Genomic DNA, 12,426 nt, shown 5'->3' on the forward strand with positions numbered 1-12,426 from the left:
CCGCGACAGCAGCAGCGGCGTCATCAAATGCGCAGAGACTTCTGTGCAGGATGAAGATTTTCAGCTGTCTGTCGAGCAGTTCGACCCGAACGGATGCAGCTTGGCGGTAGACGAAAAAACCGCTGTCATTTCGCCGGATGTTCTGTATCATGCGGGCGGTATGACCTTTGACGTAATGTCCTTTGCGCCGTATGCCGGACAGGACGGTATCGAGGATGTACTCACAGCGTTTGGATTGCAGGCAAAGGACGCTGTGCAGCGCGCCTATACTTCGGGCGGAAAGACGGTATATGCATCCGGAGAAAATACGTTCCGTCTGGCAAAAGACGGCACAGCGGTGTATGACGGAAGCGGCATCGGCGTGACTGCGGCGCATGGACAGAAGCTGTACCAGCAGTATGTCCAGACCGCGTATCGGCTGACCGGTGAGACCTTGGAGGCCATCGGCAGCGGTGCACAGCCGTCACTGAAAAAGACATATACAGATGACAAGGGACGGTTTATCGTCGTATATGGGATGCAGATTGACGGCGTACCGGTGGACAATGCGGCGTCTGGCTATGTTGCGCGCTATACCTTTGACAATGGAATGCTGACACACGCAGAGCTGGCTCTGCGTACCTGCCAATCGACAGGAGAGACAATCGCTGTCATGCCGGAAAAACAGGCGGCAGCTTCGCTGTCGTTTGATGCCGATGCCGTTCTTAGTCTGCGCTATGTCGATCAGGCAAAGGAAACGGCAAACGATTGGAACAATGCGTATGCCAATGCCTCCGGCACGGACAGTGCCAACTGGAACGCAGAGGACAACGATGCCGATGTCTCCTGGGATGACAATCAGAACAGCACGAACGCGACAGCTTGGTATGATACGACTGGCACAGCGGTATCCCCGCAGTGGTATGTTCTGCAATACGGCAAGGATGATACAAAGAACGAGATCAATCGAACGCTGACACCGGAGCATATTACGGTTGTCATGCAGGACTTTGACCATCTGATTCAGGGAGGTGGTGCATCGTGAAGCTGTGGAAAAAGCGGCGGGATAAGCAGCCGAAGACAGCGGGTATCCGCCCGTGGAGCGGTGTAAAAAATACAGCGATTGCCGCCCTGCTTGTGGTCAATTTGGTGCTGTTGGCGGCGTTGGGCTGTGCGAAGAGCTATGACACTTGGATCCGGCACAAAACACATCAGCAGATTGACAGTATGCTCGCAAAGCAGGGCATCCTGTGCGGCTCGAGCGTGTATCGCACCATGGAACACGTGCCGCAGGCGTACACCCTGCGTGCGGATGAAACCGCAGAAAAACAGCTGGCATTTGCTCTGCTGAGCGGAGACATTCAGACCGAAGCCAAAGGAAACGCTGCGGTTTGGAGCGGTGACAACGGAACCGTATCGTGGTCACAGTCGGGCAAGCTGGATGCCAGTGTGCAGCTGTCAGATGTAGAAGCACCGCAGGACACCGATCAGGCGGTCAAAGTAGTATTTGAACTGCTGCAAAAGGCAGGATTTGACGTGCCGGAAAAGCAGATTGCTGCGACACAGGACAATACCGGCTTTGCCGTCAGCGTGCAGCAGGAAATTGAAGGCACAGAGCTGATTGGATGCAGCTTGGATATTTCCATTGCGCCGGACAATATTTTTACGATTACCGGCACTTGGTGCGACGGCACTGCGCAGCCGCTGGAGATTCGCGCGTTGGAGACCTATTCCGAACAACAGGCGTTGTTCCAGTTCCTCGCAGCGAAGAGCGGCGCAGGACAAATCCTCAATGTACAGGCGGCCTATGTTCTGTCCGATCGGAGCGGCGGGCGGTTTGCCACCATTCCCTGCTGGCGATTTTCCACCGATCAGGGCGATTTCATTTTGAATATCCTGACCGGCAAAGTAGTCACGGCGGAGAGTATCGGAGAGACCAGCCAATCGGGTGATGCCAACGGAGCGGGAAGCGGCAGTGCGCCGGATGCTGGCTCCGGCACACAGGCAGCATGGACACAGCCGGATACCAACACAGACAGCGAAGCACCTGCTTCGGATACAACCGACGCCAACACGGAGAATCCGGCAGATTCCGGCACATCCAATGCCGCGTCACAACAAAACGAGACCGATACGGCGGATAACGTTTGGAATGCTGAGGGATGATTTTTGTGCATCCCGTACCAAAAAAATGCTTTTTGTCCTATAAAACTGTTTTTTTAAGGGAAAACCGGCGGAAATGTAAAAATCGTTTGCGTTCTTGTAATAGTTGTGTTAACATATTATTCGTATACATGTGTTGACAGGGAAATTCTTGAATCGGCACATGAAATGTAGATTCAATAGAGGGTAACTGGGGAAACAACTATCCTGGCAGTTAGGATTTTAAGGAGAAGGTTTCGTTGGAGAAATATATCATCAAGGGCGGACATCCGCTGAACGGCGAAGTCACGATCAGTGGTGCAAAAAATGCTGCTGTTGCTATCGTGCCGGCAACATTGATGGTTGATGGGCCGTGTATTATTAAAAATGTTCCAAATATTGTTGACGTCATGCTGCAATTTGAGATTCTCGAAAAGATGGGCATGAAAATTACCCGTTTGGATGAGACAACCATTCAGACCGAGAAGGGCACGATGGATCTGGAAAGCCCAGAGACATTTGAACTGATGACGCGTCTGCGCGCTTCGTACTACTTTATCGGTGCAGAGCTGGGCAGATATGGACATGCCCGCGTGGCTATGCCGGGCGGATGTAATTTCGGTGGCATTCGTCCTGTCGATCAGCACATCAAGGGCTTCGAGCGACTCAACAGCTATATCCGCGTCGAGCCGGAAGGCTTTATCTCGGCGATTGCGCCGGAGGGTCTGGTCAGCAATCACATCTATTTTGATGTTGTCACTGTCGGTGCGACGATGAACGTCATGCTCGCAGCTGTCTTTGCAAAGGGTCAGACGGTGATGGAGAATGTGGCGAAGGAGCCGCACATCGTCGATTTGGCAAACTTCCTCAATCAGATGGGCGCTGACATCAAGGGCGCCGGTACGGACAAGATCGTCATCAACGGTGTAGAAAGCCTGCATGGCGGCACGTACTCGATTATTCCGGATCAGATTGAAGCAGGTACCTATATGGCAGCAGTTGCAGCCTGCGGCGGCGACGTTCTCATCAAGAATGTCATTCCGAAGCATCTGGAATGTATCGGAACCAAGCTGGAGGATATGGGCGTCAAGGTCGAGATGTATGACGATTCGGTTCGCATCATCCGCAATGGCCCGCTGCGCCACACCAACCTCAAGACCATGCCGTATCCGGGCTTCCCGACTGATATGCATCCGCAGATGGCGGCAGCGATGGTACTGGCAGACGGTTCCAGCCACATCACAGAGGGGGTTTGGCCGAACCGCTTCCGTTATGCGGAAGAGCTGGAGAAGATGGGCGCACACATCAGTGTCTTTAAGGAGACCGCTGTGATTGAAGGTGTGCCGGATCTGACTGGCACGGATGTTGTCGCGCATGATCTGCGCGCCGGTGCAGCAATGGTCATTGCTGGTCTGGCAGCACACGGTGTGACGACGATTTCCAACATTGGCTACGTCGAGCGCGGCTATGAAAACCTGGTTGAAAAGGTATGCGGCATCGGCGGCGAGATGGAACGAGTAAACGAATAAGCTCTCGTAGCTTTGCGGGGAACTGCCGAGGCAGTTCCCCGTTTTTGTCGAAGGAGATACCCATGAGTTTTTATTATTCCGTGGCTTCCGGCTCTTCGGGAAACTGCGCTGTGTGGCAATCCGGCGAGACGTCGGTTTTGATTGATTTGGGTGTGTCGGTTCGCGCGCTCAATCAGGCTTTGCACCGTATTGATATGGAAATTCCGGATTTGTCCGCGGTTTTGCTCACGCATGAGCACACAGACCATATCAAGGGTTTGGCGACCTTTGTCAAAAAATATGAGTTGCCGGTGTACGCATCGTTCGGCACCGCGGCGGCGATTCTGCAAAAGCTGCCGCAGGCAAAAAAGAATCTCCGCATGTTTGCAGGCGGAGAAGAATTTTCTGTCGACCAGCTGCATGTACAGTCTATGCCGATCTCTCATGACGCCGCAGAACCGGTTGCCTATCGCATTGACGGCGGCGGCCATCAGCTCGGCTATGTGACGGACACCGGCTTTTTGTCCGAGAAAGTGCGGCAGACGATCTGCGGCTGTGACACGGTAGTGCTGGAGTCCAATCACGATGTCGATATGCTCAAGCACGGACCGTACCCGTTTTATTTGCAGCAGCGCATCCGCGGCAAGCTGGGACACTTGTCCAATGAGGCGTGTGCCGTCGAGGCACTGGAGGCAGTCAAAAACGGCGCGAAACGGCTCGTGCTGGCGCATTTGAGTGATAAGAACAATAATCCGTTGACCGCGCTGCGATGCACCCAGCACGCGCTGAGTGGTGCGGACTGCGAGGTATATGTTGCGCCGCGCGGCGCAATGGAACAGCCGATTCCACTGACAGAGGAGGAGAAACCATGCTGCATGTTCGATTGATTTGTGTTGGTAAGCTCAAAGAGAAGTTTTATCGCGAGGCATGTGCCGAATATGAAAAACGGCTCAAAGGCTATTGTAAGCTGGAAATTTTAGAATTAACGGAGCAGCGTCTGCCGGATAGTCCGTCTCAGGCGCAGATTGACGCAGCACTCGCGAAAGAGGCAGAGGCAATTCGAGCAAAGATTCCGGCAGGCAGTGCAGTGGTTGCCATGTGCATTGAGGGCGGTACACTGTCCAGTGAACAATTTGCAGATAAGCTGAGCAAATGGATGGGAAATGGTGTGTCACATATCAGCGTGCTCATCGGCGGTTCGTGCGGACTGGATGAGAGTCTGAAGCGGTCGGCACAGCTGCGCCTGTCCATGTCGCCGATGACGTTTCCGCATCATTTGGCGCGGGTCATGGTGTTGGAACAGCTGTATCGAGCACTCAATATCGCATCCGGCGGAAAATATCATAAATAACAGCAAAATCCGGAGAACATCGGCGATGTCTCCGGATTTTTGTTTTACTTATACCTGACAGGATTACCCGCAAGAAGTAACCGCAAAGCTCCCAACTATACGGATTACTTCTAATTAGCTTGGGGACAACCGTTGTTGTCAGTGCTCTTTTTGTACACTCAGTATAACGTGGTTTGAAATACTTGTCAAGCGTTCTCAAGCGAGGTATACGTGCCGCACACGATGCCCTTGATCTTGCCCTTGAGCGGTTTGCCGGTAAACGGCGTGTTGCTGGACTTGGAGCGATACTCCGTATACACAACATCCTCGTTCCAGTCTGCAATCATCAGCTCTGCGCGGTTGCCCTCTTCGATGGATTTGCTGGTCAGGTTGTAGAACTGTGCCGGATTCTGGCTCATGCAGCGCATGAGCTGCATCGGTGTGATTTTGCCGGTGCAAACCAAAGCTGTGTTGAGTACAGAAAAAGCGGTTTCCAGACCGGTAATGCCGGACATGGACTGCGCAAACGGCTTGTTTTTCTGCTCTGCCGTGTGCGGCGCATGATCGGTGGCAATCATGTCAATGGTGCCGTCTGCTAAACCGGCGATGAGTGCCTGACGGTCTTGTTCGGTACGCAGCGGCGGATTCATGCGGGCGTTGACGCCATACGTCAAAACATCATCTTGTGTCAGTGCCAGATGATGCGGGGTGGCTTCGGCGTGAATGTCTGCGCCGCGCGCCTTGCCTGCGCGGATGAGAGCGACGGATTTGCCGGAGCTGATGTGCTGGAAGGCGACGCGGGCACCGGTCATCAGCGCAAGCTCAATGTCGCGGGCAATCATCTCTTCTTCAGAAGACGGCATCGCACCGAGAACATCAAACTTCTTTGCGGCTTCGCTGCCGTAATTGACGCCGGGAGACAGGACATAGGCCGGATCTTCTTCGTGGAAGGACAGCGGAACGCCCAGAGCCTTGGCACGGCGCATGGCTTCCAAGCACAGCTTGCCGCTGGTCAAGTTTACACCGTCATCGGTAAAGCCCGGTGCACCGGCTTCGTGCAGTGCTTCAAAATCCACCAGTTCTTTGCCGCCCAAGCCTTTGGTTACGGCACAGTCCTGCAAGACATGAATCATGACGTGACGCGCTTTGTCCTGCACGTACTGCAAGGTTTCCAGATTGTCACAGGTCGGTTTGGTATTTGCCATGCACACAACGGTGGTGTAACCGCCTGCTTCTGCGGCTGCCGCGCCGGTGTAAATATCTTCTTTTTCCGTTTGACCAGGATCACGGAAATGCACATGGACATCGACAAGACCCGGAGAGATCATGCAGCCGGATGCATCATAGATGTCCTCCGCGTGATTTTCTGGAATATTCGGTGCGATGCGGTGAATCAGACCGGCATCGTCAATCAGAATATCCAGCTTCTTGCAGGTCTCGGTATACGGATCCAGAACCGTACCGTTTTGAATGAGTAACATAAAAGCCTCCTTTATGTCTGTTAGGGGTAAATTGGTGTGTACAAACAAAAAATAATGGATAAAAGCAGAAACATCGCAATTTTGTGAAGTCCCTGTGAAGAATCTTAAAAAGTTAGCGATATGGTTGTTATTTTACCGATTATCGTGTATAGTAAAGGGTGGTTTTATCCAAAACCAAAACATACTTACGGATGGAAGGGACATATATGGGAAAAAAGATTGCCGCCTGCCTGATGGCGGTACTGCTGCTGTGCAGCAGCATATCTGCGCTCGCCGTCGCGCCGCAGACCACTTCACAGAGTGCGTGTGTGATGGACGCAGATACAGGAGAGATATTGTATGAAAAAGACGCCTATACCCAGCTGCCGATGGCATCGATTACCAAGACGATGACAGCACTTGTCGCGATGGAGAACAGCGATCTGCAAGGTTCAACCACAGCGACGGATGAAGCAATGGCAACCGTCGATCCGGCCTCTACGCGCATTGGCTTTGAGGCGGGAGAAACACTGACCTTGGATGAACTGATGTATTGTATGCTGGTGTATTCTGCCAACGATGCGGCGAATATTTTGGCGGCAGCGATTGGCGGCACCGTAGATAATTTCGTTGCCATGATGAATGCAAAGGCAGCGGAACTCGGCTGCACGCATACGCATTTTATGAATCCGAACGGCTTGGATACCGATGGCCATTACACCTGTGCGCATGATATGGCGATTATCACACGGGCTGCCAATCAGTATCCGGCGTTTGCCAAATATGCCGGTGCTGTAAACTATACCCTGCCAGCGGATAATGTTATTGGGGAAGGCTGGCAGATTCACACCAAGGTCAATGCCTTGGAACAGGGCAATGCGGTTTACGATGCGCGCATTTATGCGGGCAAGACCGGCTGGACAACCAAAGCGCACAATACTTTTGTTGCCTGCGCCAAAACAAAAGACGGCAGCAATGTGATTGTCACCTTGCTCAATTGTCCGGTAAAAAGCGGAATTTTTACGGAGACCACGGCATTGCTCGACTATGCAGAGAACTGTTATCCGAAATTGACTGTATCTACCGATCAACTGAAAAAACAGGCGAAAAAAGCGGTCAAAAAAGCCGGATATACGCTGGATGAGGCAAAGCTGCAAGATGTCGCGCTGCGCCTGCCAACGGGCATGACGGACAAAGATTTGTCTTACCGCTGTGAAACGACCGATTCCGGTGTACAGATGCAAATCTCTGTTGCCAAAGACAGTCGAAAAGCCTATCAGGAAGAAACCGGCTTGGACGGCTCTGCGCCGCTGAGAACCGTGCTGCTGCCGGTTGTTGCAGAGAGCAAAGCGGATAAGCAGGAGCAGGAAGTGCAGACGCAGACAGAAACGCCGGAAAAGCAAGGCGTGCTTGCCTCTGTGCATCAAAAGCTGAGCGGTTTACCGCGTCTGGCTCAGGACGCCATAATCGGCGCAAGCATAGTCGTTTGTGCGATTGTCTTGATGTTCGTGATTCTGTTCGTCATTAGAATGCACAATTTGCGTAAAAAACGCAATCGCAAAAACAAGTAATCCCAAGAGCTGGAACCACAGGTTTCAGCTTTTTATTTTACCTCAATGTCGCCGAATTTGCCGCGGATCAGACCGAGCAGGGCATTTGGCTCCAGTTCAACCTGAAAACCGATGCGTCCGCCGGATACAATGACGGTCGGCAAATCGGTTGCGGAATCACTGAGAACCGTCGGGAATTGTTTCTTCATGCCGATTGGACTGCATCCGCCGCGGATATATCCGGTGAGCTTGTTGATGTCCTTGACGTGAATCATCTGCACGGATTTTTCTCCGACAGCTTTTGCCGCTTTTTTGAGATCCAGCTCGGCGGCAACCGGAATGACAAAGACGTAATGCCCGCCGGATTTGCCCGCGGTCACGAGGGTCTTATAGACGCGCTCCAGCGGTTCGCCGAGAGAAGCGGCAACGGAAATGCCGTCTACATGCTCTCCGTCCGACTCGTAGCTGTGCGGCGTGTAGGGGATTTTTGCGCGGTCAAGCATACGCATGGCATTGGTTTTATTTTCAGCCATAGAAAAGGCCTCCTATTGTTTCATGGAATGATACTGCTATTATACACCAAAACAGCAGAAGAGACAGCGTTTTTTACGAAAACAGGAAGGATCTGCCACACAGAGGAAACTGCGGGAAGTTGCCCGACAACTGCAACGAGTTGTATGCCGTGCCGGACAGCGGAGAATGCCGAAAAATAACAATCTTGAAGACGCGAATGTGCACGCAAAATAATTGCGTGCACGCGCACATAATTAGTAAAAGTGCTGTGTGCACGTGCCCGCATTTTGTGTAAACTGCGAATTTACTTTCTGACCGGAACAGGATATACTAAGTACAACAAGAACGAAAGCAGACAACATCCGCTCCAACATGTACCTCTGTAAACGATAGGTTGGACAAGATAACATAGAAGTCTATACCAGAGAGAAAATAGGTCTAGACAAGTAGAAAGGGGTTAGAAATGAAACGCATGTCATCATCGCTGCGGGCAAAAGAAGAATTTATGGTTATGTGCCGTGAGGGAATCTATCAGGCGGGAGAACGCCTGCCGTCCGAGACCAAAATGGCACAGCACTTCGGTATCAGCCGCGAAACATGGCGTGCCTCGCTGGAGCTGCTCCGGCGAGAGGGCATTATCTACTCCAAGCATGGTGTGGGAACCTTCCTCATGGAAGTGTCCGCCAAGGCAGAAAATGATTTGACACGTCTGTGTGCCGTCAGCGAAATGATTCGTCAGGCTGGCATCGCAGAGGGACGCTCCAGCTATACGACTGGTCTGACTATTCCGACCAGTGAGGTAGCATCCGCTCTCGGCGTCAAGTCCGGTATCAATGTGTTTTATGTCAATCGCACGCGCTACGCCAAGAATGGCGAGCCGATCTGCTGCAGTATGCATTATATGCCGGTATATCTGGCGGATGAGCTGGACCCGATGCACATGCCGGATTCGCTGTTTTCCTATTTTGAACGCCGCAAGGGCATCTTTGTCAGCCGCTCTTCGGCGCACATCTTGATTCCACAGAATGATGACCCGCTGGCTGTGCAGCTGCGCGGAGAGAATCAGAACATGCAGATTCTCGGCATGGAGCAGCAGCACTTTGACTCCCGCGGCAATCCGGTTTTGTATACCGTGGATTATCTGCGCAGTGAAATCTTCAACTTTTCCGTGACCCGTATCCGCGAAAAGTAAACCATATCTTTGATTCTTCCAAACTTTTTCTATCTCTCTTTGTCAGCAGCTCCGCGCAGGTAAAGCGCGGAGCTGCTACTGTTTTGGGACATACAAAAGCGCCGCCTCCCGAAGGAAGCGGCGCTTTTGCGGTAAATTATATAGAAGATATGATTACTCGATAACACGGAACGAAATGACGCCTTCTACAGCCTGCAGAGCAGCCTTGGTCTCGTCGGACAGTTCGTCATTGGTCTCCATGATGGTGTAAGCAATTTCGTCACGCGGACGGCTGCCCATGTTCTCAATGTTGATGCCCTGGTTGGACAGGGTGGTGGACAGGCGCGCGATCATATCCGGAATATTGCGGTGCATGATGCAGATACGGATATTTGCTTCACGCGGCACGCGCAGATTCGGGAAGTTGACGGAGTTGCGGATGGTACCGGTTTCGAGGTACTCGATCAGTTCCTCAGCAGCCATGCGTGCGCAGTTGTCTTCGCTCTCCGGTGTGGAAGCACCCAGATGCGGCAGGCAGATGGCCTTCGGCTGTGCCAGCAGCTTCTCGGAAGCAAAGTCGGTGACATAGCTTGCGATCTTGCCGGATTCCAGACCAGCGATGACAGCGTCTTCATCGCACAGACCGTTGCGGGCGAAGTTGAGAATGCGAACGCCGTCCTTCATCTTCTCGATGCCTTCTGCACCGACAATGCCGCGGGTGGAATCCATCAGCGGAACGTGTACGGTAATGTAGTCAGCCTTCTCAAAGATGTCGTTGAGATCTGCGGTATAGGTGACACCGCGCTGAATGTTCAGAGCAGCGTTTACGGACAGATACGGGTCATAACCGATAACTTCCATGCCCAGCTCGATGGCAGCGTTTGCCACGCGGACACCGATGGCACCCAGACCGATGACGCCCAGCGTCTTGCCTGCGATTTCTGGACCGGCAAAGTTGGACTTGCCCTTTTCAGCCAGCGCGCCGATCTGGTCGCCGTTGCCTGCGAGGGTCTTGACCCAGTTTGCACCGCCGATGATGTCACGGGAGGACAGCAGCAGACCACACAGAACCAGTTCCTTTACGGCGTTTGCGTTTGCGCCCGGCGTGTTAAATACGACAATGCCCTTTTCCGTGCACTTCTTGAGCGGGATGTTGTTGACACCGGCACCGGCACGGGCAATGCACTTGAGTCCCTTCGGGAACTCCAGATCGTGCAGCTTAGCAGAGCGGACCAGAATGGCATCATAGTCCGTCAGATCCTCCGAATACTCGTAGGAATCCTTCTTGAGCAGGTCAAGACCTGCATTAGAAATCTTATTAAACAGTTTTACCTGATGCATGACAGAAAAATCTCCTTTTACAAGCCAATTACTTGTTGTTCTTCTCAAACTTCTTCATGAAGTCAATGAGGTACTCAACGCCCTCGATCGGCATTGCATTGTAGATAGAAGCGCGCATACCGCCAACCAGACGATGACCCTTCAGATTGGTCATGCCAGCGTCGATAGACTCCTGAATAAACTTCTTATCCAGATCGTCGTCGCCGGTGCGGAAGGTGACGTTCATGCGGGAGCGGGAAGCCTTCTGTGCAGCACCCTTGTAAAAATCAGTAGAATCCAGATAGTCATACAGCATACTGCTGCGGATGTCAGCATTCTTTGCCATTGCTTCCAGACCGCCCATCTGCTCGACCCACTCAGTGACGAGCTTCATCATGTAGATGGAGTACGTAGGAGGCGTGTTGTACATGCTGTTCTTGTCAGCCATCAGCTGGTAATCCAGCAGAACCGGCATGTTCTCGCGGTAGTGACCCATCAGGTCTTCGCGGATGATGACAACTGCCATACCAGCCGGGCCCATGTTCTTCTGTGCGCCAGCGTAGATCATGCCGTACTTGGAAATGTCTACCGGCTTAGACAGAATGTTGGAGGACATATCCGCAACAACCGGAACATCACCGGTGTTCGGGTCATAGTGCCACTCTGTGCCGAAGATGGTGTTATTTGCGCAGATGTAGAAGTAGTCTGCATCCGGGCGAACGTCCAGCTGATCCGGCGTCGGAACCCAAGTAAAGTTGTCGGCTTCAGAGGTTGCAGCGATGTGAATGTCGCCGAACTTCTTTGCTTCCTTGTATGCATTGCGAGCGAAGTTGCCGGTGATGGCGTAGTCTGCCTTGCCGGTTACCATGAGGTTCAGCGGAACTGCGGAGAACTGCATGGTTGCGCCGCCCTGCATGAACAGGATACGGTAGTTGTCCGGGATATTATATACGCGGCGCAGAACGTCCTGCGCACCGTTGATAATATCGTCGTAGTACTTTGAACGGTGACTCATCTCCATAACTGACATGCCGGAACCGCCATAGTTTGTCATTTCTGCTGCTGCCTTCTCGAGGACCGGCAGCGGCATCATGGACGGGCCAGCCGAAAAGTTATAAATTCTTCCTTTGGACATGAGAATGATACCTGCCTTTCAACGGTACATAGGGATAAAAAAGAGTCAAATATCGGTCCCTATGTAATCAGATAGTTTTACCAGTTCGTTCAAACTGACATTCTTATTAAATCGCATTCAGGGCGGAATTGTCAAGATGCCAGACTTGTTTTCATCCGACTGCTGTAATTTAGCACGTGAAAGCGAAAATTTTTGTCTATTTTTGCAAGACCAGTTGATTGACCTTGCAAAGAATGACAAAAATACGGCAAAGTCAAGCACATTTTACGCAAAAGTCAGTCAGATATGACGTCTGGAACGCTTGAGCTGTAGTCTGCC

Annotated in this window: 11 protein-coding genes; 7 read left to right on the forward strand and 4 right to left on the reverse strand. The window is 52.2% G+C overall.

Features of this window, described 5'->3' with window-relative positions; translation table 11 throughout:
- The 5 genes from ACR0P9_RS02265 to rlmH all read left to right on the forward strand — a co-directional run.
- The coding region (locus ACR0P9_RS02265) for a hypothetical protein (protein WP_432617227.1) at positions 1 to 1,024 on the forward strand (1,024 nt) is incomplete at its 5' end.
- Positions 1,021 to 2,145 (forward strand): hypothetical protein, encoded by a 1,125-nt coding sequence (locus tag ACR0P9_RS02270; protein WP_432617228.1) that lies wholly within the window; start codon positions 1,021 to 1,023, stop codon positions 2,143 to 2,145. The genes ACR0P9_RS02265 and ACR0P9_RS02270, both read left to right, overlap by 4 nt.
- A gap of 236 nt (positions 2,146 to 2,381) precedes the next feature.
- Complete coding sequence (murA, locus tag ACR0P9_RS02275) at positions 2,382 to 3,650, forward strand: UDP-N-acetylglucosamine 1-carboxyvinyltransferase (RefSeq protein WP_432617229.1); 1,269 nt, start codon at positions 2,382 to 2,384, stop codon at positions 3,648 to 3,650.
- Positions 3,651 to 3,712: 62 nt separating this feature from the next.
- Positions 3,713 to 4,516, forward strand: a complete 804-nt coding sequence (locus tag ACR0P9_RS02280) for an MBL fold metallo-hydrolase (RefSeq protein WP_432617230.1) — start codon at positions 3,713 to 3,715, stop codon at positions 4,514 to 4,516.
- Entirely contained in the window at positions 4,498 to 4,980 is a 483-nt protein-coding gene (gene rlmH, locus ACR0P9_RS02285) for a 23S rRNA (pseudouridine(1915)-N(3))-methyltransferase RlmH (protein WP_432617231.1), read from the forward strand. Before ACR0P9_RS02280 ends, rlmH begins: the two co-directional genes overlap by 19 nt.
- Positions 4,981 to 5,165: 185 nt before the next feature.
- Here rlmH and ACR0P9_RS02290 read toward each other — a convergent pair whose 3' ends face one another.
- A complete protein-coding gene (locus ACR0P9_RS02290) occupies positions 5,166 to 6,440 on the reverse strand; it encodes a dihydroorotase (RefSeq protein WP_432617232.1) in 1,275 nt (424 codons plus the stop codon).
- Positions 6,441 to 6,646: 206 nt separating this feature from the next.
- Between ACR0P9_RS02290 and ACR0P9_RS02295 the strand changes: the two genes are divergently transcribed.
- Positions 6,647 to 7,990 (forward strand): D-alanyl-D-alanine carboxypeptidase family protein, encoded by a 1,344-nt coding sequence (locus ACR0P9_RS02295; RefSeq protein ID WP_432617233.1) that lies wholly within the window; start codon positions 6,647 to 6,649, stop codon positions 7,988 to 7,990.
- A gap of 32 nt (positions 7,991 to 8,022) precedes the next feature.
- Here the strand turns inward: ACR0P9_RS02295 and ybaK are convergent, their stop codons facing one another.
- Positions 8,023 to 8,502 carry a Cys-tRNA(Pro) deacylase gene (gene ybaK / locus ACR0P9_RS02300; protein WP_432617234.1) on the reverse strand — a complete coding sequence of 160 codons (480 nt, stop codon included), beginning with the start codon at positions 8,500 to 8,502 and terminating at the stop codon, positions 8,023 to 8,025.
- Between the two features lie 443 nt (positions 8,503 to 8,945).
- On the opposite strand from ybaK, the gene ACR0P9_RS02305 reads away from it, so the two are divergent.
- Entirely contained in the window at positions 8,946 to 9,674 is a 729-nt protein-coding gene (locus ACR0P9_RS02305; protein WP_432617235.1) for a GntR family transcriptional regulator, read from the forward strand.
- A gap of 153 nt (positions 9,675 to 9,827) precedes the next feature.
- Here the strand turns inward: ACR0P9_RS02305 and ACR0P9_RS02310 are convergent, their stop codons facing one another.
- Positions 9,828 to 10,994 (reverse strand): phosphoglycerate dehydrogenase, encoded by a 1,167-nt coding sequence (locus ACR0P9_RS02310; RefSeq protein ID WP_432617236.1) that lies wholly within the window; start codon positions 10,992 to 10,994, stop codon positions 9,828 to 9,830.
- Between the two features lie 28 nt (positions 10,995 to 11,022).
- Entirely contained in the window at positions 11,023 to 12,108 is a 1,086-nt protein-coding gene (gene serC, locus ACR0P9_RS02315) for a 3-phosphoserine/phosphohydroxythreonine transaminase (RefSeq protein ID WP_432617237.1), read from the reverse strand.
- Positions 12,109 to 12,426 lie beyond the last annotated feature (318 nt).

The organism is Butyricicoccus sp. (genome assembly GCF_050872565.1).
GTDB lineage: Bacteria > Bacillota > Clostridia > Oscillospirales > Butyricicoccaceae > Butyricicoccus_A.

Excerpts from the sequence above, each read along its gene's own strand:
- rlmH (WP_432617231.1), top strand. The coding sequence starts at position 4,498 with ATGCTGCATGTTCGATTGATTTGTGTTGGTAAGCTCAAAGAGAAGTTT.
- serC (WP_432617237.1), bottom strand. The coding sequence starts at position 12,108 with ATGTCCAAAGGAAGAATTTATAACTTTTCGGCTGGCCCGTCCATGATG.
- ACR0P9_RS02305 (WP_432617235.1), top strand. The coding sequence starts at position 8,946 with ATGAAACGCATGTCATCATCGCTGCGGGCAAAAGAAGAATTTATGGTT.
- ACR0P9_RS02280 (WP_432617230.1), top strand. The coding sequence starts at position 3,713 with ATGAGTTTTTATTATTCCGTGGCTTCCGGCTCTTCGGGAAACTGCGCT.
- ACR0P9_RS02290 (WP_432617232.1), bottom strand. The coding sequence starts at position 6,440 with ATGTTACTCATTCAAAACGGTACGGTTCTGGATCCGTATACCGAGACC.
- ACR0P9_RS02295 (WP_432617233.1), top strand. The coding sequence starts at position 6,647 with ATGGGAAAAAAGATTGCCGCCTGCCTGATGGCGGTACTGCTGCTGTGC.
- ybaK (WP_432617234.1), bottom strand. The coding sequence starts at position 8,502 with ATGGCTGAAAATAAAACCAATGCCATGCGTATGCTTGACCGCGCAAAA.
- ACR0P9_RS02310 (WP_432617236.1), bottom strand. The coding sequence starts at position 10,994 with ATGCATCAGGTAAAACTGTTTAATAAGATTTCTAATGCAGGTCTTGAC.